Below are 22,403 nucleotides of genomic sequence, written 5' to 3' on the forward strand. Positions count from 1 at the left end.
ACTCACGAGCCCCATCGCAAACGCGAGTTGATTCGCCCATCTCACCAAGGAGCAGATCGTGACCGTTGACGACACTCGCGCGAAGCCGCGTTCCAGCGTGGAGGACGTCTGGCCTCTTTCCCCGCTGCAGGAGGGAATGCTCTACCACACCGCCCTCGACGACGAGGGGCCCGACACCTACACCGTGCAGACCGTCTACGGTATCGACGGCCCGCTCGACGCCGCCCTGCTCAGGGCGTCGTGGCAGGCGCTGGTCGACCGGCACGCCGCGCTGCGGGCCTGTTTCCGTTACGTCAGCGGCGCGCAGATGGTGCAGGTCATCACGCGGGACGCGCAGATCCCTTGGCGCGAAACGGATCTCACCGGGCTGCCGAAGGAAATCCTCGACAGCGAGGTCGACCGGCTGGCCGCGGACGAGCTGGCCGAGCGGCTCCGCATCGAGGTCGCGCCGCTGATGAAGCTGCACCTGATCCGGCTCGGGCCGGACCGCCACCGGCTCGTGCACACGCTGCACCACGTGCTGACCGACGGCTGGTCGATGCCGATCATCCACCGCGAACTCGCCGCGATCTACGCCGCGGGCGGGGACGCGTCCGGGCTGCCGCCCACAGTGTCCTATCGGGACTATCTCGCCTGGCTCGGCAAGCAGGACAAGGAAATCGCTCGTGCTGCCTGGCGCGAGGAGTTCGCCGGGGTCGATACGCCCACCGCGGTCGCGCCCGCCGATCCCAGCCGGGTGCCGGAGATCGACACCGCGATCGTCGAGCTGTCCACGGAACTCACCGACGGGCTGGCGAATCTCGCGCGCGGCCACGACCTCACGCTGAACACCGTCGTGCAGGGTGCGTGGGCGGTCGTGCTGTCGCAGCTCGCCGGGCGTACCGACGTGGTGTTCGGTGCGACCGCTTCGGGCCGACCCGCCGAACTGGCGGGGGTCGAATCGATGGTCGGCCAGCTGCTCAACACCCTGCCGGTGCGCGTGCGGCTCGACGGCGGGAAGCGGGCCGTCGACCTGTTCGCCGAACTGCAGCGCGACCAGTCCGCCCTCATGGCCCACCAGCACCTCGGCCTCCAGGACGTGCAGGCCGTCGTCGGACCCGGCGCGGTGTTCGACACGCTCGTCATCTACGAGAACTTCCCCCGCAAGGGACTCGGGCAGGCCCACGACGGCTTGACGCTGCGTCCGGTCAAACGCGGGCGCAACTCGTCGCACTATCCGTTCACCCTGGTCACCGGTCCGGGTGAGCAGATGCCGCTCATCCTCGACTACGACCGCGGCCTGTTCGACGAAAAGGCCGCCAGGTCGGTCGTCGGTGCGCTGGCCAGGGTGCTGGAGCGGCTGGTCGCCGAGCCCGACGTCCTCGTCGGCCGGTTGACGCTGCTGAGCGAGGCCGAACGTGCCTTGGTGGTGGAGGAATTCAACGCGACCGAGGGGCCGGTGCCGGGCGACTCCGTCGTCGAGCTGTTCGCGCGGCGGGTGGCCGAGGCGCCCGAGGCGGTGGCGATCACCGACGCCGCGGGCGCGAACCTCACCTACGCCGAGGTCGACCATGCGTCGAACCGCCTGGCCGCGTACCTCGCCGCCCGTGGCGTCGGCCGCGGTGACCGCGTCGGCGTGGCGATGGAGCGGTCGCCGGATCTGCTCATCGCGTTCCTGGCGATCTGGAAGGCGGGTGCCGCGTACGTCCCGGTGGACGTCGAGTACCCGGCCGAGCGGATCGCGTTCATCCTCGACGACTCCGCGGTGTCGGTCGTCCTGTGCACGCAGGCCACCAGTGGCGTCGTGCCGAAGGGCACGATCGTCCTCGACGCACCGGAAACGCGTGCCGCCATCGACGCTTTTGCCGCCACAGCAACGGAATTCCGGCCGAGCGCGGACGACCTGGCGTACGTCATGTACACCTCCGGCTCCACCGGCCTGCCCAAGGGCGTGGGGATCCCGCACGGTGGCGTCGCGGGTCTGGCCGGTGACCAGGGCTGGCAGATCGGCCCCGGCGACGGCGTCCTCATGCACGCGACGCACGTCTTCGACCCGTCGCTGTACGCGATGTGGGTGCCGCTTTCGACGGGCGCCCGTGTCCTGCTCACCGAGCCGGGTGTGCTGGACGCGGCCGGGGTGCGGCAGGCCGTCGCCCGCGGCGCGAACTACGTCCACCTCACCGCCGGCACCTTCCGCGCGCTCGCGGAGACGTCGCCGGAATGCTTCGACGGCCTGGTCGAAATCGGCACCGGCGGCGACATCGTTCCCGCGCAGTCCGTGGAGAACCTGCGGCGGGCCCAGCCGAACCTTCGGGTGCGCAACACCTACGGGCCGACCGAGACCACGCTGTGCGCGACGTGGCTCCCGATCGAACCCGGCGACGTCGTCGACCGGGAACTGCCGATCGGGCACCCCATGACTAACCGCAGGATCTACATCCTCGACGCCTTCCTGCGGCCCGTCGCACCGGGTGTGGCGGGCGAGCTGTACATCGCGGGAACGGGACTGGCACGCGGATATCTCGACAGCCCGGGACTCACGTCCGAGCGTTTCGTGGCCTGCCCATTCCTCCCGGGCGAACGCATGTACCGCACCGGCGACCTGGCCCGCTGGACCCGCGACGGCGAGGTCGTGTTCCTCGAACGCGCCGACGACCAGGTGAAGATCCGCGGCTACCGCGTCGAACTGGGCGAGGTCGAGTCCGTGCTGGCAGCCCAGCCGGGTGTGGTCGAGGCTGTCGTCATGGCGCGCGAGGACCAGCCGGGGGAGAAGCGGCTGGTGGGGTACTTCGTCTCCGACGGCGGCGACGCCGGTCCGGAGGAGATCCGGCGCCAGATGGGCCTGGTCCTGCCCGCGTACATGGTCCCGATGGCGGTCGTCGCCCTGCCCGGTCTGCCCGTCACTCCCAACGGCAAGGTGGACCGACGGGCCTTGCCCGCCCCGGATCTCGCGGGTCGCGCTTCGGAGAAGGCGCCGGAGAGCGAATCCGAAAAGGTGCTCTGCGAGCTGTTCTCCGAGATCCTCGGCGTCGACAACGTGGGTGTCGACGACGCTTTCCACGACCTCGGCGGCAGTTCGGCGCTGGCGATGCGGCTCATCGCGCGGATCCGCGAGGTGATCGGCGTGGACCTGCCCATCCGGCAACTGTTCTCCTCGCCGACGCCCGCCGGTGTCGCCAGGGCGCTCGCCGCGAAGTCCCGTCCCGCGCTGGAGCCGGCCAAGCGGCCCGAGCGGGTTCCGCTCACCGCGCGGCAGCTCCGGGCCTGGCTGCTGGCCAGCCCCGGCGAGGAGACCGCCGGTCTGCACATCTCGGTCGCACTGCGCCTGCGCGGCAGGCTGGACGTGGCCGCGCTGGCGGCGGCACTCGGCGACATCGCCACCCGGCACGAGGTGCTGCGCACGACCTTCCCGGGAGACGCGCAGAACGTCCGGCAGCTCGTCCACGAGCCCGCGGCCATCGAGCTGACCCCGGTGCCCGCCACCGAGGAAGAGCTTCCCGGCCTGCTCGCCGGACTGCGCGCGTCGGTCTTCGACCTCACCAGTGAAGTGCCTTGGCGCTGCGACCTTTTCGCGCTCGCGGAGAAGGAACACGTGCTGCACCTGCGGCTGCACCGGATCCTCGCCGACGACGACTCGCTCGACGTGTTCTTCCGCGACCTGGCGGCCGCGTACGGCGCACGGCGTTCGGGCCGCGTCCCGGAGCGCGCGCCACTGGCGCTGCAGTTCGCCGACTACGCGATCTGGGAGCAGCGGCTGCTCGCGGACGAGGACGAACAGGGCAGCCTGATCAACGAGCAGATCGTCTTCTGGCGGGACACCCTGACCGGGATCGAAGGGGAGATGGTGCTCCCGTTCGACCGGCCGCGTCCGGCCGTCCCGTCGCGGCGGGCGGGCACGGTCGCGCTGCGGCTGGGCGCCGAGCCGTACGACCGCCTGACCGAAGCGGTGGAACGGCTCGGCGCCGACACGATCCACGTCGTGCACGCCGCGCTCGCCATGCTGCTGAGCAAATTCGGCGCGGGCGAAGACCTGGTGATCGGGACGAAGCTGGCTCGGGACGAGGACCTCATCGACCTCGAACCGATGATCGGGCCGTTCGCCCGGCCGCTCGCCCTGCGCACGGATCTCTCCGGTGACCCGACCTTCCTCGAGGTCGTCACGCGGGTGCAGGAGGCCGTCCGGGGCGCGCGCCAGCAGCTGGACGTGCCGTTCGAGCGGATCGTCGACCTGCTGGACCTGCCCGCCTCGTTGTCCCGTCACCCCGTGTTCCAGGTGGGGCTGGAGGTGGACGAGGAGGACATCGGCGCGTGGGACGCGGCGGAACTGCCCGCCCTGCGCACCAGCGTCGAACCCGGCGGAACCGAGGCCACGGAACTGGATCTCGCGGTCAAGCTCACCGAGCGGCTCGACGAGGACGACAACGAGGACGGTCTCGAAGGCACTCTCCGTTACGCCGCCGACCTTTTCGACGAGGCGACGGCGGAATCGGTGGCACGGCGGCTGGTCCACGTCCTGGAGCAGGTCGCGGAGGATCCCCAGCGGCGGATCAGCGAGCTGGACCTGTTCCTCGACGAGACCGAACGCGGCCGTCCGGCGATCGCGCCGGCACGGTGGGCGGGCGAAGTGCCTTCGGTGGTCGCGGAGCTGGGTCCGCTCGGCGCGCTGGTGCTCGACGGCCAGAAGCGACCTGTCGCCCCTGGCGTCGTCGGCGACCTCTACGTCACCGGACCGGCGGTGGACGAGGGCAAGTCCGGTGAGCCCTGCCCGTTCGGCGAGCCGGGGCACCGGATGCTGAACACCGGCCTGCTCGCCCGCAAGACCCCGGCCAAGACCCTGATCGTGGTGGGGGAGCGGCGGCGCACGAGCACCTCGGTGAAGACGGGTGACTACGAGATCCTGTTGCCGCTGCAGGCAGGCGGAGACCGGCCGCCGCTGTTCTGCGTGCACGCGAGCGGTGGGCTGAGCTGGAACTACGGGCCGCTGCTGCGGCATCTGCCCGCGAACCAGCCGGTCTACGGCGTGCAGGCACGCGGCCTCGCGCGGACCGAACGCCTGCCCGAGAGCGTCGAAGAGATGGCGGCCGACTACCTCGAGCACATCCGTGCCGTGCAGCCGACCGGGCCGTACCACCTGCTCGGCTGGTCGCTCGGCGGCCGGATCGCGCAGGCGATGGCCGCGATGCTCGAAGCGGACGGGGAAGAACTCGGCCTGCTCGCGCTGCTCGACGCCTATCCCGTCTACATGGGACGGAACGCGACCGGCACGGTGACCGAAGAGGCGGCGCGCGACGAAGACGGCCTCCAGAAACGGAAACAGCAGGATCTGGAGCTCGCCGGAGGCATGGTCCAGGGCCCCGGTGCCCGGGAGCGGCTGGAAGCGGTCATGAAGAACCTCTGGAAGGTCGGGCCGCAGCACACGGCCTCGCCGTTCACCGGCGACATCCTGCTGTTCGTCGCCTCGGAGGACCGGCCTGCCCACCTGCCCGTGTCGGAGGCCGTCGCCGGCTGGAAGGACTTCACCAGCGGCACGATCGAACACCACGAGATCCCGACCAACCATTACGACATGGTGCAACCCGCGGCGTTGGTCCAGATTGGGTCCATCGTCGCCGAGAAGCTCCGGCCGCGGCCGGGCGCGTGAAAGGAAAAGCAATCATGAGCAACCCCTTTGACAACGAAGACGGTTCCTTTTTCGTGCTGGTGAACGACGAGGGCCAGCACTCGCTCTGGCCGACGTTCGCCGAGGTGCCCGCCGGCTGGACCCGCGTCCACGGGGAGGCCTCGCGCCAGGAATGCCTCGGCTACGTCGAGGAGAACTGGACCGACCTGCGGCCGAAGAGCCTGATCGCGGAAGTCAACGGCTGAGTGAGGTGTCCAGCCGCTCAAGGCGAGCGGTTGGACGAGTCGTGAGTGGCGATTCGGGTTCTAACCCGAATCGCCACTCACGACCCGCCGGACGAAAGACGAAAGGAACTGCCGTGTTCGAGGAGCTCAACGTCGTCAAGGGCCTGGAAATCCACCGGAGGAACCGATTCGATCCGGGAGCGGAACTCCTCGCCCTGATGGCCGAAGGCCCCATCTCCGCCTTGGGCACCGAGGAAGACGGAGAACGGCGGACGGCGTGGCTCGCCACCGGATACGACGAGGTCCGTCAGGTCCTCAGCTCGGACAAGTTCAGCGCGCGCCTGATCTACGGCGGGACCGCGGCAGGTATCGCCTGGCCAGGCTTCCTCACGCACTACGACCCGCCGGACCACACGCGCCTGCGCCGCCTGGTCACCCCGCCGTTCGCCATCCGGCGGATGCAGGGGTTCCGGCCCGAGGTCGCGCAGATCGTCGAAGACGCCTTGGACACCATCGAGGACATGGGCGGTCCGGTGGATTTCGTCCCGCACTTCGGCTGGGCGATCGCCACGACGGCGACCTGCGACTTCCTCGGCATCCCGCGGGACGACCAGGCGGATCTGTCCCGCACCCTGCACGCCAGCCGCACCGAGCGGACCGACAAACGGCGCAACGCGGCGGGCAACAAGTACATGCAGTACATGAACAAGGCCGTCGCCCGCGTGCGCCGCGATCCCGGTGACGACCTGTTCGGTGTGGTGGTGCGCGAACACGGCGACGAGATCACCGACGCGGAACTGGCCGGAGTGGCCGCGTTCATCATGGGCGCCGGCGGCGACCAGGTGGCCCGTTTCCTCGCGGCGGGCGCGTTGCTGATGGTCGATTTCCCGGAGCAGTTCGACATCCTGCGGGACCAGCCGGACACGATCCCGGACTGGCTGGAAGAGCTGAACCGGTATCTCACCACCGACGAGAAGCTCCACCCTCGTATCGCGAAGGAGGACGTGACGATCGGCGGCCGTCTCGTCAAGGCCGGTGACACCGTCACGTGTTCCCTGCTCGGGGCGAACCGGGCGAAGTTCCCCGCGCGAGAGGACGAATTCGACATCACCAGGGAGAAGTCGCCGCATGTCTCGTTCGGGCACGGGATCCACCACTGCCTCGGCAGGCCACTGGCGGAGATGGTGTTCCGGGAGGCGATTCCGGCGCTGGCTCGGCGTTTTCCCAAGCTGAGGCTCGCCGAGCCCGACCGCAAGCTCAAATTCGGACCGCCACCGTTCGACGTGGAAGCCCTGCCGCTCGACTGGTAACGCCAGAAAGCCTGAGGAGAATCATGGTAGTTCCCTTGCCGCATCAGCGGATCCGGCTCGATCCGGCGCCGGAGCTCTGGGCGTTGCACCAGGAAGGCCCGCTGCACTCCTACGACACGGAGACGGGGCTCAACGGCCGCAGGCAATGGTTGGTCACCGGGTACGACGAAGTGCGCGAGATCCTCGCCGACGCCACGCGGTTCAGCTCGATGCGGCCGGTCGACGACGAGGCGGACCGCGCCCATCTGCCGGGGATCCTGCAGGCCTACGACCCACCGGACCACACCCGTCTGCGCGGGACGGTGGCCCCGGCGTTCAGCGTCCGGCGGATCGAGCGGTTGCGGCCGCGGGTCGAAGAGATCATCGAGGAAGGCCTCGACGATCTGGAGAGCATGGGGTCGCCGATCGACTTCGTCCGGTACGCGGGCTGGCCCATCCCGGCGCTCATCGCCTGCGAGTTCCTCGGTGTCCCGCGCGACGATCAGGCCGACCTGTCGCGCATGATCCGGGACAGCCGGGAGAGCCGGATCCCCAAGCAGCGGGCCCAGTCGAGCCTCGGCGTCGTCAACTACTGCGAAAAGCTCGCCGCCCGCGAACGCCGCGATCCCGGCGACGAGCTGATCGGTTTCATCGTGCGCGAGCACGGGGACAAGGTCAGCGACGAGGAACTTTCGGGGCTCGCCGAGGCGATTCTGATCGTGGCCGTCGAGCAGATGGCCGCCCAGCTGGCGATGGCGGTGCTCCTGTTCGCGACGAATCCCGCCCAGCTGTCCTTGCTGCGCGAGCGTCCGGAGCTGGTGGACAGCGCGACCGAGGAAGTCCTTCGCTTCCCGACGATCGTCGAGGCCCCTTCACCCCGGACGGCGCTCGTCGATCTCACCATCGCCGGATACGACATCCACGCCGGTGACGTGCTGACCTGTTCGATGCTGGCGGTCAACCGCGCGCTCGGGGACAAATTCGACATCACCCGGGAGAACAGCCCGGGGCATCTCGCCTTCGGGCACGGCATCCACCACTGTGTCGGGGCTCCGCTGGCGAGGCTCGAACTGCGGGTGGCGCTGCCGATCCTGGCGCGCCGGTTCCCGGCGCTGCGGCTGGCGGTCCCGGAGGAGGAACTGCGGTTCGTGGCGGGCAAACCCGCCCCGTTCAACATCGAGGAGCTCCCCGTTGAGTGGTGAGGACACGCGTCCGCTGCACATCCGCAGGCAGGACCTCGATCCGGCGGACGAACTGCGCGCCGCCGGGCCGCTGTCGAAGGTCACGGTGGGCACCGGGGCGGACGCCGAAACCATCTGGATGGCCGCGGGACACTCCGTCGTCCGCCAGGTTCTGGGCGACCACAAGCGATTCAGCACCCGGCGCCGGTGGCACGAGCAGGACGAGGTCGGCGGGCGGGGCATCTTCCGGCCGCAGGAGCTCGTCGGCAACCTGATGGACTACGACCCGCCCGAGCACACCCGGATGCGGCAGAAGCTGACCCCGGGCTTCACGCTGCGGAAGATGCGGCGCATGGAGCCGTACATCGAGCAGATCGTGACGGAACGGCTCGATGCCATGGAGGACGAGGGTTCCCCCGCCGACGTGATCGAGCTCGTCGCCGACGAGGTGCCGGGAGCCGTGCTGTGCGAACTGATCGGGGTGCCCCGTGACGATCGCGCCATGTTCCTGAAACTGTGCCACGGACATCTCGACGCCTCGCTGAGCCAGCGGAGACGGGCGGCCGCCGGCGAGGCGTTCTCCCGCTACCTGCTGGCGATGATCGCCAGGAACCGCGAGGAACCCGGGGAAGGACTGATCGGCGCCGTCGTCGCCGAACACGGCGACGAGGCCACCGACGAGGAACTGCGGGGTTTCTGCGTTCAGGTGATGCTGGCCGGTGACGACAACATTTCCGGCATGATCGGCCTCGGCGTGCTGGCTCTGCTGCGGCATCCCGACCAGCTCGCCGCGGTGCGGGGCGACGGCCAGGCGGCGGACCGGGCGGTCGACGAGCTGATCCGGTACCTCACGGTCCCGTACGCCCCGACACCCCGCACGGCCATGGAGGACGTCGTCATCGGGGACGAGGTGATCAAGGAGGGCGAGACCGTGCTCTGCTCGCTCCCCATGGCGAACCGTGATCCCGCGCTGGTGCCGGATCCGGACCGGCTCGATCTCACGCGGGAGCCCGCGCCGCACGTGGCGTTCGGGCACGGGATCCACCACTGTCTCGGCGCTTCGCTGGCGCGGCTCGAACTGCGGACGGTCTTCACGTCGCTGTGGCGGCGTTTTCCGGACCTGAGGCTCGCGAATCCCGCGAAGGACACCATGTTCCGCCTGACCACTCCGGCGTATGGGCTCACGAGCCTGATGGTCGAGTGGTGAGGGTGAGGCGTCGGTACAGCGGGTCGTGAGTGGCGATTCGGGTTATTGAGGGGTAAGGCAAATGTGGCGTGTTGCGAAAGCCACTTTCGCACCGTCAGTTCAAAGTGATCGCCCCAGGTGGTGGTGAAGGCCTCCTTGCCTACTCTGAAGGTAGGGAAGGGGCCCTTCGCTACGCCGTCGACGTGGCTTTCGCGACACGATCGAAGGCGGCCATGAGCGGACCGCCCACCGCACCCGACACGTTTGCCCTTCTCCTCAATAGAACCCGAATCGCCACTCACGACCCACCGGACCCACCCCGCACCCTGACGTCCATGGCCGCGCTGGACGTCCCGCCCGATCGCGGATGAAGATTGCGGCGCGGCGAACGGCCGGACCGCACTTCCTGGTCACCGAAGGAGCTTCCACTCGGTATGGAGCACGCAATCGACGAGGTCGCGCCGGCCGTGGAGCCGACGGCGAACTACATGATGAGGACGCACTGCGATCCGCACGAGGACATGTTCACGTTGCGGGAGAAGGGCCCGTTGGTCCGGATCCTCGGGGACGCGTCCACCCAGCTCGGCAAGGGCTACGTCTGGCAGGCGCTCGGCTACGACGTCGTACGCAAGATCCTCGGCGACCACGAGAACTTCACGACGCGGCCCCGGCTCACCGAGGCGGAGGCGGAACGGACGACCAACGGCGAAGACGTGCCCATGGCGCCGCAGTTCGTCGGCCAGATCTCGACCTACGACCCGCCCGAGCACACGCGGTTGCGGCGGATGCTGACCCCGGAGTTCACCGTCCGGCGGATCCGGCGGCTGGAACCCGCGATCCAGGAACTCATCGACGAACGTCTCGACGAGGTCGAGGCCGAAGGCCCACCCGCTGACGTACAAGGACTTTTCGCCGACCCGGTGGGCGGCGGTGTCCTTTGTGAACTGCTCGGCATCCCGCGCGACGACCGCACCGAGTTCATCCGGCGGATCCGGCGGAACGTCGACCTCAGCCGGGGCTTCAAGGCGAGGGCGGCCGACAGCGCGGCGTTCAACCGGTACCTGCTCGGCCTCATCACCCGCCAGCGCGAGGATCCCGACGACGGTTTCCTCGGCATGCTCGTGCGCGAGCACGGGGACAAGGTCACGGACGACGAGCTGAAGGGCCTGTGCACGGCGCTGCTTCTCGGTGGCGTCGAGACCGTCGCGGGAATGCTGGGGTTCGGCGTGCTCGCGCTCCTGGATCACCCCGACCAGAAGCAGATGCTCTTCGAAGGCCGTGAAGAGGCGGATCGCGTCGTCAACGAATTGCTGCGTTATCTCTCGCCCGTGCAGCAGCCGAATCCGCGGATGGCGCTCAGGGACGTCGTCGTCGGCGGACAGCTGATCAAGGCGGGGGATTACGTCCTCTGCTCGATCCTGATGGCCAACCGGGACGAAGCGCTGACACCGAACCCGAACGTCCTCGACGCGAGGCGTCCTCCGGTTTCGGACGTCGGATTCGGGCACGGCATCCATTACTGCATCGGCGCCGCGGTCGCGAGGTCGGTGCTGCGCATGGCCTATCAGTCCCTGTGGCAGCGATTCCCCGGGCTGCGCCTGGCGGTGTCCAACGACGAAGTCACCCTCCGGAACGCGTTCATCGACTGCCCGGATCAGTTGCCGGTCGCCTGGTAGAAGGGAAGCGAAATGCGCGTGTTGTTGTGGGCGTGCGGGTCACGCGGGGATGTCGAACCGCTGGTGGCGTTGGCCGCGCGGTTGAAGGAAGCCGGCGCGCAGGTGCGGGTGTGCGCGCCGCCGGACAGCGCGGAGCGGCTGGCCGAGATCGACGTGCCGCTGGTGCCGGTCGCCCGGCCGGACCGCGGGATGAACGACGGCGAGGGCCGAGACCCTGAGCTCGCCGCCGCCGGGATCGCCGACCAGTTCGACCAGATGCCCGCCGTCGCCGAAGGCTGCGACGTCGTGGTGGCGACAGGTCTGTTGTCCGGCGCCGTCGCCGTACGGTCGGTGGCCGAGAAGCTCGGAATTCCTTACTACTACGTCGCTTTGTGCCCGATCCACCTGCCGAGCCACCTCGATGCGCCGCAGCGGGAAATGTACAACCAGGGCGCCGACGGCCTGTTCGGCGACGCGCTCAACGCGAAGCGGGCCGAGATCGGCCTGCCGCCGGTGAAGGACCTCTTCGACTACTGCTCGACCGAAAAGCCTTTGCTGGCCGCGGATCCGATTCTCGCTCCGCTGGAGCCGCGGCACGAGGCCGAGCAGACCGGCGCGTGGATCCTGCCCGACGAACGGCCGCTTCCCGCGGACCTGGAGGCGTTCCTCGCCGCCGGTCCGCCGCCGGTGTACGTCGGTTTCGGCAGCTCGTCCGGCACCGCCGACGCGGCGACGGTGGCCATCGAGGCCATCCGCGCGAAGGGGCACCGGGTGATCCTTTCCCGTGGCTGGGCCGGTTTGGACCTGCCCGAGGATGAGGACGACTGTTTCGCCGTCGACGAGGTGAACCTTCAGGAGCTGTTCCGGAGGGTCGCCGTCTCCATCCACCACGACGGCACGGGCACGACCCATATCGCCACCCGGGCGGGCTCCCCGCAGATCATCGTGCGGTCGATCGTCGGCCAGCAGTACTACTCCGACCGGGTCGCCGAACTGGGGATCGGTGTCGCCCTCGAAGGGCCGGCGCCGACCTTCGAAGCCATGTCCGCGGCGCTCACCACGGCGCTGGCCCCGGAGACCAAGGCCGAGGCGATCGCCGTGGCCGACACGATCCGCGCCGACGGGACCACGGTCGCCGTGGACCTGCTGCACGACGCGGTCAGCCGGGAAAAGCCGTCGGTTCCCGCCTGAGCTGAAAGAACGGGGAATTACGTGAAGCGCGTGTTGCTGGCGACGTCCGGAAGCCGAGGCGACGTCGAACCGCTGGTGGCCTTGGCCGTGCGGCTGCGGGAGGCGGGGGCCGAGGTGCGGATGGCCGCGCCACCGGACTCCTCCGAGCGGCTGGCCGGGGTCGGTGTCCCGCTGGTGCCGGTCGGCCAATCGACCCGCACCGCGATCAAGGGGGCGAAGCCGCCGTCTCCCGAAGACGGGCCCCGGCTTTCGGCCGAGGCGATGGCCGTCCAGTTCGCCGAGGTCCCGGCGGCCGCCGAGGGCTGTGACGTCGTGGTGACGACCGGGATGCTGGCCACCGCGGTCGCCGTCCGGTCGGTGGCGGAGAAACTGGGCATCCCGTACTTCTACGGTTTCTACTGCCCGCGCTTCATCCCGTCGCCCCATTACGCGCCGCCGCCTCCGCTCGGCGAACCTCCCGCGCCGGAAGGGGCCGACAACCGGGCGCTGTGGGAGCGCAACAGCCGGAGCGCGCTCAAGCGCTTCGGCGAGCCGCTCAACAGCCAGCGGGCCGCGATCGGCCTGCCGCCGGTCGAGGACGTCTTCGGCTACGGCTTCACCGATCATCCCCTGCTGGCTGCCGACGCGTCCCTCGCTCCGCTCCAGCCGACAGATCTCGACGTCGTCCAAACCGGCGCTTGGACACTGCCCGACGAGCGGCCGCTTTCCCCGGAGCTGGAGGCGTTCCTCAATGCCGGCCCGCCACCGGTGTACGTCGGCTTCGGCAGCATGCGCGCCCCTGAAGAGGCTGCCAAGGTCGCCATAGAGGCGGTGCGCGCCCACGGTCGCCGGGTGATCATTTCCCGTGGCTGGGCGGACCTCGCACTGATCGACGACCGGAGCGACTGCTTCGCGGCGGGGGAGGGCAACCAGCAGCTGCTGTTCGGCCGGGTGGCCGCCGCGGTCCATCACGGTGGTGCGGGCACGACGACCACGGCCACCCGGGCGGGTGTTCCACAGGTCGTGGTCCCGCAGATCGCGGACCAGCCGTACTTCGCCGTCCGGGTGGCCGAACTGGGGATCGGCGTGGCGCACGAAGGCCCGACACCGACCTTCGAGTCACTGTCGGCCGCGCTCGAGACGGCACTCGCCCCCGAAACCCGGGAACGGGCGACTGCCGTGGCGGGCACGGTCCGCACCGACGGGGCCGCCGTGGCCGCGAATTTCCTCCTCGACGCGGTCGACCGCGTTTCCGTCTGAACCCTGGGAGACGAAATGCGTGTGTTGTTGTCGACGACCGGACTCCGTGGAGACGTCGAACCGGTGGTCGCGCTGGCGGTGCGGTTGCGGGAACTCGGCACCGAGGTGCGCGTGTGCGCGCCGCCGGACACCGGGGAACGGCTGGCCGAGTTCGCCGTTCCGTTCGTCCCGGTCGGTCAGTCGTTGCGCGCCATGATGCAGGGGATGACGGAAGGGGAGGGGCCGGAGCCGCGGCACCCCGCCGACGAGCTCGCCGAGCAGTTCGACGCGGTCCCAGCGGCCGCCGAGGGCTGTGACGTGGTGCTGGCGACCGGCGTCCTGTCCGCCGCCATCGGCGTGCGGTCGGTGGCCGAAAGCCTTGGCATCCCGTACTTCTACGCCGCCTACTGCCCGATCTATCTGCCGTCGCCGTACTACCCGCCGCCCCTGTCGCGGGGCGACGGACGGCCGCCCGAGGAGGCCATGGACGACAACCGGGCGCTGTGGGACTTCTACAACGAGGTCTTCTCCCGGCGATACGCGGACGCGCTCAACGGCCGTCGCGCGGCGCTCGACCTGCCGCCGGTGGAGAACCTCGTCGAGTACGGCTTCACCGAGCAGCCTTGGATGGCGGCGGATCCGGTGCTGGCCCCGCCCCGGCCCGAACTCGGCGCCGTGCAGACCGGCGCGTGGATCCTGCCCGACGAGCGCCCGCTTCCCGCCGACCTGGAGGCGTTCCTGGCCGCCGGTCCGCCGCCGGTTTACGTCGGTTTCGGCAGCACGCCCGAAATCGCGGACACGGTGAAGCTGGCTGTGGAGGCGATCCGCGCGCAGGGGCACCGGGTGGTCCTCTCGCGGGGCTGGGCGGACATGGCCCTCCCCGACGACGGAGCCGACTGCTTCGCCGTCGGCGAGGCGAACCTCCAGGCGCTGTTCGGGCGCGTCGCCGCCGTCGTCCACCACGCCGGTGGGGGCACGACGACCGTGGCCGCGCGGGCGGGCATCCCGCAGGTCGTGCTGCCCCAGATCACCGACCAGCCGTACTTCGCCGAGCAGGTGGCCGCGCTGGGCATCGGCGTGGCGTTCGAGGAGTTCGGCCCGGCCCCCACTTTCGATTCGCTGTCCGCCGCGCTCGCGACGGCGCTGTCCCCGGAGACCCGGGCGCGGGCCGCGGCCGTCGCGGGCTCGATCCGTACCGACGGGACGACCGTGGCCGCCGACCGGCTGCGTGCCGCGGTCGGCCGCGTCTCCGTTTGACCATCCCGAAATCGACCAGGGTGAGGAAAATGTCCGATCTGGCTGCAGAACCGCACGAGAACCGGCAGATGGCGCAGTGGTTCGGCGCAGACGCCGAACGGTACGACCGCGCCCGGCCCACCTACCCCGAAGCACTGGTCGACCGGATCGTCTCGATGAGCCCCGGCAAGAACTTCGTGGACGTCGGCTGCGGTACCGGCCTTTCGTCCCGCCCGTTCCAGGCGGCGGGCTGCACGGTGCTCGGCGTCGAGCCGGACGCGCGGATGGCGGAGGTCGCCCGCAGGCGGGGGCTGGACGTCGAGGTCGCCAAGTTCGAGGACTGGGACCCGGCGGGCCGCACCTTCGACGCGGTCACCTCGGGGACCGCCTGGCACTGGGTGGACCCGTTCGCGGGCGCGGCCAAGGTGGCGGAGGTGCTCGCCCCCCACGGGCTGATCGCGTTGTTCGACAACGGTTTCGAACTCCCGGAAGCCGTCATGACGGCGCAGGGCGAGGCATACCGGCACGCCATGCCGGACGTGAAGTTCGAGCCGCCGTCCAAAAAGGACGAAGACGTCGAAGAATACGTCCAGCAGGTCTACGCCAAGCAGTACGTGAAGGCCGCGGAAGGCATCCTCCGGACCGGCGCGTTCAGCGAGCCGGAGGAACTGCGGTTCGAGTGGTCGCGCGTCTGCACCCGTGACGAATGGCTGGACCAGATCCCGACGCAGGGCGGGCTCAACCACCTCGCGGAGGACGCGCGCGCCCGGTTCCTGGCGTATCTCGGCTCGGCCATCGACGAAATCGGTGGGTCGTTCACCATCAACTACGCCACGGTCGGCATCGCCGCGGTCCGGCGCTGAAGTACACCAGGGGATACGAAATGCGCGTGTTGTTTTGGTCGTACGGAACCCGCGGCGAGGTCGAACCGCTGGTGGCACTGGCATTGCGGTTGCGCGAGCAAGGTGACGAGGTGCGGATGTGCGCGCCTCCCGACTACACCGGACGGCTGGCCGAGGTCGGCGTGCCGCACGTCGTCGTCGGCAAGCCCGTGCTCGAAGAAGCGGGCGCGCTGGGTGGACCGCCCGAATCGCCCGAGGCCGCGATCGCGGGGATCGCCGAGCAGTTCGACAAGATCCCGGCGGCCGCCGAAGGCTGTGACGCGGTGGTGGCGACCGGCCTGCTGTCCGGCGCGATCGGTGTCCGTTCGGTGGCCGAGAAACTGGGCATCCCGTACTTCTACGTCGTTCCCTCGCCGGTGCTCGTGCCGTCGTCAGAACACCGGGGCATGTACAACAACGGCGCCGACGGGATGTTCGGCGGCGCGCTCAACGACCTGCGTGCCGCGATCGATCTCCCGCCGGTGAAGAACCTGTACGACTTCAGCACCACCGACAAGCCCTTTCTGGCGGCGGACCCGCTGCTGGCACCGGCGGATGGCGGTGTCCAGACCGGCGCTTGGATCGAGCCCGACGATCGTCCGCTTTCCGTGGAGCTGGAAGCATTCCTCGAGGCCGGCACGCCGCCCGTGTACGTCGGTTTCGGCTGCTCGCCTGCCCCCGTCGACATCGCGAAGGTGGCCGTCGGGGCGATCCGCGCCCAGGGGCGCCGGGTGGTCCTTTCCCACGGCTGGGCCGGTTTGACGCTGCCCGACGACGGCGCCGACTGCCTGGCCGTCGGCGAGGAGAACCTGCGCGCGCTGTTCGGCCGGGTGGCCGCCGCCGTCCATCACGGAGGCACCGGTACGACGCATGTGGCGGCGCTGGCGGGGGTCCCGCAGATCGTGGTCCCGCAGATCGCGGACCACCCGCATTTCGCCGCCAAGGTGGCCGAACTGGGCATCGGGGTGGCGCACGACGGCCCGAACCCGACGGTCGAATCCTTGTCCACCGCGCTCGTCACGGCGCTGGCCCCGGAAACCTCGGCACGCGCGAAAACCGTCGCAGGCACGATCCGCACCGACGGGACGACGGTGGCAGCAGAACTCGTGCGCGCCGCGGTTACGTGTTGAGCTCGTGAGTGGTAAGGACGGTTCTAACCGTCCTTACCACTCACGAGCCGCAGGCTCTGTCCAGGCTCACCAGTTGAAGCGCGACAAGGCGGTAACCAAAATCAGCACCATGCTTCCAGGCCCCGGCGCGACCCGGCTGCTGGCGATATCCCCCCATTTGGACGACGCGGTCCTCTCCCTCGGCGCGAGCCTCGCCCAAGCGGCGCGGGACGGCGCGGAGGTACTCGTCAACACGGTCTTCGCCGGAACGGCTCCGCCTCCCTATTCCGCGGCGGCGGAGCGAATGCACGCGGTCTGGGGTCTTTCCCCGGAGGACGACGCGCCGCTCCATCGCCGGAACGAGGACATCGCCGCGCTCGCCCACTTGGGGCTGGCGTACCGGCACGGCCGGTTCCTCGACTCCATCTACCGGAGGCTGCCGGACGGCCGGTGGCTCACCGATCACGTGGAGGGCGGGCAAAAGCTCGCGGTCGCCCAGGATTCACCGGGCGACGACGGCCTCGTCGCCGACATCAAGGACGACATCGAGGCGGTCGTCGCCGAGTTCGAGCCGACCTTGATCGTCACGTGCGCGGCCGTCGTCGACCATCCCGACAACCTGGCCACCCGTGACGCTGCCTTGTCCGCCGCGCGCGCGAAGAACGTTCCGATACGGTTGTGGGAAGACCTTCCCTATTCGATGTTCAAACCGGGAACGATCGAACTCCCCGCCGGTTTCCGACTCGGCACTTCCGAATTCGAGTCCGCCACCACGGAGACTTGGAAACGGAAGCAAGAAGCGGTCGAGTGCTATTCTTCCCAGCTGACGATGCTCAACGGCAGGAACAAGAATCTGTTCGCAAGGCTGGACGAGCACGCGCGGAAGAACTCGCCGCGGGGCGGATTCGGCGAAACCACCTGGCCCGTTCTCCTCGACGACAACAACGGTTAAGCGAATCCGCGACAGCCGCCGTATCACGCCCGGAGGTACCGGAGTGTCCGCAACACTCACCCATCTGCCGTCACCGTCATTGGACCCCGCGCCCGAGGGTGTGCGCGGCCGCTGGGCGTTCTGGCGCTCACCCGCCGATCAGCCGCGGTGGGCCCGGCCGGCGCTGCTGGGCATCGCCTTCGTGGCCTTGGTGCTCTACGCCTGGAACCTGCCGAGGGTCGACTTCGCGCCGCTGTACTCGGACACGGCCAAGAGCATGTCCGAGAGCTGGAAGGCGTTCTTCTACGGCACCGTCGACCCGGGGGCGACGTACACGCTCGACAAACTCGCCGGATCGTTCGCGCCGCAGGCCATCTCGGCCAAGATCTTCGGCTACCACGAATGGTCGCTGGCGCTGCCGCAGGTGATCGAGGGCGTGATCTCGGTACTGGTGCTGTACCGGGTCGTGCGGCGCTGGGCGGGCGTGGTGCCCGGCCTGCTCGCCGCGGGCATCTTCACCCTCACCCCCGTCCTCGCGTCCATGTTCGGGCACAGCATGCAGGACGGTCTGCTCACCCTGTGCCTGGTGCTCGCCGTCGACGCCTACCAGCGCGCCGTTCTCGAGGCGCGGCTCCGGTCGCTGGTCTGGGCCGGTGTCTGGGTCGGTATCGGCTTCCAGGCGAAAATGGTGCAGGCGTGGATGATCCTGCCCGCGCTGGCGATCGGCTACCTGCTGAGCGCCCCGGTCGAGCTGCGCCGCCGGGTGAAGCACCTGGCGCTCGCCGGTGTGGTGACGCTGGCGGTGTCGCTGTCGTGGATCGCGCTCTACACCTTCACCCCGGACGGCTCGCGGCCGCATATCAGCGGCACCACGAACAACAGCGCGTTCGCCATGGTGTTCGGCTACAACGGTCTCGGCCGCGTCGGCATCCACCTGCCCGGCGCCGAGGACCCCAACGGCCGCGGTGGCCTTCCGTCGCTCGGCCCGGGTGGTCCCGGTGGCGGACCTGGCGACTTCCCTGGTGGCCCTGGCGGTCCTCAGGGCGGTCCGGGTGACGGCCCCGGCGGGCCGGAGGGTGGTCCCGGGGATCCGCAAGGCCCCGGCGGTGGCCAGGGGCTGGACGAGAACGGGAACTTCGGGACCAAGCACCAGGACGAACAGAACGGGGACTTCGGCCCGAAGGCCGAAGGCGGCCAGCCTGTCGGCCCTGGCGGTCCGCAGCCGGATGAGTCCAAAATGGAGACACGGGCGGACCCGATGGGGGCGACCAAACTGCTCGACGGTCACCTCGGCGTCGCGATCGCCTGGTTGTTCCCGCTCGCCCTGCTGTCCCTGCTGTGCGGGCTCTGGTGGTGGCGCCGCGCCGAGCGCACCGATCCGGTGCGCGGCGGGCTGGTGATGTGGGGCGTCTGGCTGGTGACCTTCCTCTTCGTGTTCAGCGCGAGCGCCGTCGCGCACACCGCGTACGTGGCCTCTCTCGCCCCTGCGATCGCGGCGCTTTCCGCGCTCGGCATCGTCACCTTCTGGCGGGCGTACCACAACGGCGGCAGGCAGGGCTGGATCCTTCCGATCGCCATCGCGGCGGAGCTGGCTTGGGGCGCCTGGCTGTGGTCCCATTACCCGAACTTCCTGCCGTGGGCGAAATGGGGCACGCTCGTGATCGGGGTGGCCGCCCTCGTCGTGCTGATCGTGGCCCGAATGCGTGAGAACGCGTCGAAGTCCTTGGTCACCGCCGCTCTCGTCCTCGGTGTCGCGGCGATGATCGCCGCGCCCGCCACCTATGCCTTCTCCGTACTCCATCCCGATTACTCCGGCAGCTCTTTCGACGCCAATGCCGGACCGGCGTCCGGCTCCTTCTGAGGCGGGCCGGTGTCGTTCTCAACGTCTGCGGAAGTCTCCGCCGGCCGGAAAGGAAATCTGCCGATGCAGGAATCGCTCGACTCCACCGAGGTTCACCGTCGTTTCCAGCTGATCGCCAACGGTCCCGCCCTGTTCAACGCGGTGGTGTCCGGTATCGAGCTGGACATCTTCGACTTCCTGGAAGAGCGCGGCGGCGCCGACGCGGCGGCTCTCGGTGAGTTCACCGGGCTGGAGCCGCACAAGCTCCGGGTGCTGATGCTCGCCCTGACCACCACGGGCCTGATCGAGAAGCGGGGCGTCGACTATGTGAACCACCCGGTCGCGACCGAACTGCTCGCCACGAGCGGACCGGAGAGCTGGCAGCACATCCTGCTCAGCTGGAAGACCATCTACTACCCGGCGTTCGCCCGGATGACCTCCGCGCTGCGCGCCGGCACCAACGAGGCCCTCGACGCTCTCGACGGCCCGGGGGACACGCTGTACGCGCGGCTCGGCAACGACCCGGAGAAGGCGCGGATCTTCTACACGGCGATGTCGGCGTTCTCGCTGCAGACGATGCCGGGGCTGCTGGAGCACATCGACGTGAAGTCGTCGCGGCACCTGCTCGACGTCGGCGGCGGCGACGGCACCACGGCGGCGGCCCTGCTGAAGGCCAACCCCGGCCTCAAGGCCACGCTGCTCGACCTGCCGAGCAGCGTGGAGCTGGCCGAACAGCGCGTGCCCGCCGAGGTCACCGACAGGCTCACCCTGCACCCGGCCGACCTGCTGACCGACGCGTTCCCCGACGGCCCCGACCACGCCCTGTTCAGTCATGTGCTCGACACCTTCACGGCCGAGCAGTCCGTCATGCTGCTGGCCAAGGCCTACGAGGTGCTGCCGTCCGGCGGGAAGATCTCGATCTACGGCTTCGCGGCCGCGGACGACGAGACCGGCGGGCCGCTTTCCGCGCGGCTTTCTTTGTACCTCAACATCCTCGCCACCGGACGCGGGATGGCCTGGCCGCAGGCCGAGGCCTCGGCGTGGCTCAAGTCGGTGGGTTGCGTCGACGTCCGCTCGGTGGAGCTGCCGTTCGAGCACGCGCTGGTGACCGGTACTAAGCCGTGACCGGGTAAGGGCGGCGGTGTGGGGAAACAGGGACACGCAACCTGGCCCCCGATCGGGGCCCAGGGACGTAACTTGCGTGATCAGAGGCGTAACTCGCGTGATTAGAGGCGTAACTCGCGTGATTAGAGGCGTAACTCGCGTGATCAGAGACGGGCCGCCTCCAATCACGCGAGTCACGTGCTCAATCACGCGAGTCACGTCCCCTGCGCGCCATGACAGCTCATTTCGAAGTACGTGAAGGCCGGTCGCAACACCCGCTGCTTCCCCGAAAAGCAGGAAAGGCCCCCATCCCGAACCGAGGGATGGGGGCCTTCACCTACCAGCGCGACCTCAGGGAAGCCGCGGCCCGATGAGCGCAGCGAGCCGCGCGACGCCTTCTTCGATCAGTTCCGGAGTGAGCAGGCTGATCGAAAGCCGGAGCTGGTGGAATCCGCCCTTGCCGCCGTAGAAGTGGTGCATCGGGGTGAACAGCACGCCGTGGTCGCGAGCGGCGATTTCCAGCAGTTCGTCGTCGACGACGAACGGGACCGTGACGGTGACGAAGAATCCTCCGGTCGGGGTGTTCCAGCTGACGCCGGCGCACGATCCGAGCCTGCGGTCGAGTTCGCCCAGCGTCAGCTGCAGATTGCGCTGGTAGATGGCGATTTCCCGCGCGTTGGCCTTGGTGAGGCTGAAGTCGTTGAGCAGCAGTTTCCCGGCGATCACGGCTTGGGCGATCGGCGAGGTGTTCACCGTGAGCATGCCCTTGAGCTTCGAAAGCTGGTCGGCGTACAGGCCGCCGTCGGCCATCCGCTGATCCGCCACCGCGAAGCCGACGCGGGCGCCGGGCATGCCGGTCTTGGCGAAGGAGCCGATGTAGACCACGGAGCCCGACCGGTCGAGGGATTTCAGCGACGGCAGCCGCTCGGAGCCGAACAGCCCGTACGCGTTGTCCTCCAGGAGCAGGATCCCGTTCTGCTCGGCGACGTCGAGGAGACGGTGGCGCGAAGGCAGATCCATGCTGGTGCCGGTGGGATTGGCGAAGTTGGGGGTGACGTAGCAGGCCCGCACCCGCTTGCCCTGCTCGTCGGCGCGCTTCAGCTGGAGGACGAGGTCGTCCGGGTCGATGCCGTTCTCGGTCGAGCGCACCGGCCACACGGGGGTGTCGGTGAGCAGCGCGGCCCCGGTCAGCCCGACGTAGGTGGGGGCGGGGGCGAGCAGCACGTCCCGGTCGCCCGCCCGCAGGGTGCGCAGGACCAGGAACATGGCCTCCTGCGCGCCGACGGTGACGACGACGGATTCCGGGGCGGCGTCGATGTTCTCGTCTTCGGCGATGTTCCTGGCGATGAGATCGGCGATGACGCCCTTGGTGGTGCCGTATTGGAAGAGCGTGCGGGTCACCCCCGCCTCGTCCAGTTTTCGATCTTCGCGCAGATGCGCGCAATAGGCGTCGATGTACTCATGAATGAGCCGGATGTCGAAGAACTCTTCGTACGGCCGTCCTGCCGCCATGGAAATGGCCACAGGGTATTCGTCGATCAGTTCGTTGAGCAGATTCATCGACGAGATGGCCGGATCGGTGAGCGATCCATGCAGCGTTTCCACGTTCAAGTGAGTGGACAGACCGTTTGAATCCATGAATACTAGGATTTCCATACGCCGTTGAGGTGTCAAGAACGGGCCGTGGACGCCATTTCCGGAGAATGTCCATCGCCGAATCCTCCAGACACTCGATCCCCGAAGGTACGGTCGTATCCGC

15 protein-coding genes are annotated in these 22,403 nt (G+C 69.2%); 14 read left to right on the forward strand and 1 reads right to left on the reverse strand.

Annotated elements, in window-relative coordinates; genetic code table 11:
• The first annotated feature begins 58 nt into the window (after window positions 1-58).
• From AC0685_RS37560 to AC0685_RS37625, 14 genes are all read left to right on the forward strand, one after another.
• Complete coding sequence (locus tag AC0685_RS37560; RefSeq protein WP_478229828.1) at window positions 59-5,620, forward strand: amino acid adenylation domain-containing protein; 5,562 nt, start codon at window positions 59-61, stop codon at window positions 5,618-5,620.
• A gap of 14 nt (window positions 5,621-5,634) precedes the next feature.
• Window positions 5,635-5,844, forward strand: a complete 210-nt coding sequence (locus AC0685_RS37565; protein WP_478229829.1) for an MbtH family protein — start codon at window positions 5,635-5,637, stop codon at window positions 5,842-5,844.
• A gap of 113 nt (window positions 5,845-5,957) precedes the next feature.
• Entirely contained in the window at window positions 5,958-7,133 is a 1,176-nt protein-coding gene (locus AC0685_RS37570; RefSeq protein WP_478229830.1) for a cytochrome P450, read from the forward strand.
• 23 nt (window positions 7,134-7,156) lie between these two features.
• On the forward strand, window positions 7,157-8,314 hold the full coding sequence (locus AC0685_RS37575) for a cytochrome P450 (protein ID WP_478229831.1): 1,158 nt from the start codon (window positions 7,157-7,159) through the stop codon (window positions 8,312-8,314).
• Window positions 8,304-9,500: a cytochrome P450 gene (locus AC0685_RS37580; RefSeq protein ID WP_478229832.1), complete on the forward strand. Its 1,197-nt coding sequence runs from the start codon at window positions 8,304-8,306 to the stop codon at window positions 9,498-9,500. Before AC0685_RS37575 ends, AC0685_RS37580 begins: the two co-directional genes overlap by 11 nt.
• A gap of 413 nt (window positions 9,501-9,913) precedes the next feature.
• Complete coding sequence (locus tag AC0685_RS37585; RefSeq protein WP_478229833.1) at window positions 9,914-11,155, forward strand: cytochrome P450; 1,242 nt, start codon at window positions 9,914-9,916, stop codon at window positions 11,153-11,155.
• Between the two features lie 12 nt (window positions 11,156-11,167).
• Complete coding sequence (locus AC0685_RS37590) at window positions 11,168-12,325, forward strand: glycosyltransferase (protein ID WP_478229834.1); 1,158 nt, start codon at window positions 11,168-11,170, stop codon at window positions 12,323-12,325.
• A 21-nt stretch (window positions 12,326-12,346) separates the two neighbouring features.
• Complete coding sequence (locus tag AC0685_RS37595; protein WP_478229835.1) at window positions 12,347-13,564, forward strand: glycosyltransferase; 1,218 nt, start codon at window positions 12,347-12,349, stop codon at window positions 13,562-13,564.
• A 15-nt stretch (window positions 13,565-13,579) separates the two neighbouring features.
• The gene (locus tag AC0685_RS37600; protein ID WP_478229836.1) at window positions 13,580-14,800 is read left to right on the forward strand and encodes a glycosyltransferase; all 1,221 of its coding nucleotides are present in this window, start codon (window positions 13,580-13,582) and stop codon (window positions 14,798-14,800) included.
• Between the two features lie 29 nt (window positions 14,801-14,829).
• Window positions 14,830-15,642, forward strand: coding sequence for a class I SAM-dependent methyltransferase (locus tag AC0685_RS37605; protein WP_478229837.1), 813 nt, complete (start codon window positions 14,830-14,832; stop codon window positions 15,640-15,642).
• A 20-nt stretch (window positions 15,643-15,662) separates the two neighbouring features.
• Window positions 15,663-16,790 (forward strand): glycosyltransferase, encoded by a 1,128-nt coding sequence (locus AC0685_RS37610; protein WP_478229838.1) that lies wholly within the window; start codon window positions 15,663-15,665, stop codon window positions 16,788-16,790.
• A 109-nt stretch (window positions 16,791-16,899) separates the two neighbouring features.
• Complete coding sequence (locus AC0685_RS37615; protein ID WP_478229839.1) at window positions 16,900-17,721, forward strand: PIG-L deacetylase family protein; 822 nt, start codon at window positions 16,900-16,902, stop codon at window positions 17,719-17,721.
• Window positions 17,722-17,764: 43 nt separating this feature from the next.
• The gene (locus tag AC0685_RS37620; protein WP_478229840.1) at window positions 17,765-19,561 is read left to right on the forward strand and encodes an ArnT family glycosyltransferase; all 1,797 of its coding nucleotides are present in this window, start codon (window positions 17,765-17,767) and stop codon (window positions 19,559-19,561) included.
• A gap of 63 nt (window positions 19,562-19,624) precedes the next feature.
• Window positions 19,625-20,665: a methyltransferase gene (locus AC0685_RS37625; protein ID WP_340684957.1), complete on the forward strand. Its 1,041-nt coding sequence runs from the start codon at window positions 19,625-19,627 to the stop codon at window positions 20,663-20,665.
• A gap of 330 nt (window positions 20,666-20,995) precedes the next feature.
• Here AC0685_RS37625 and AC0685_RS37630 read toward each other — a convergent pair whose 3' ends face one another.
• A complete protein-coding gene (locus AC0685_RS37630; RefSeq protein WP_478229841.1) occupies window positions 20,996-22,282 on the reverse strand; it encodes an aminotransferase-like domain-containing protein in 1,287 nt (428 codons plus the stop codon).
• Window positions 22,283-22,403: the final 121 nt, after the last annotated feature.

It is taken from the genome of Amycolatopsis sp. NPDC043889 (assembly GCF_056435645.1).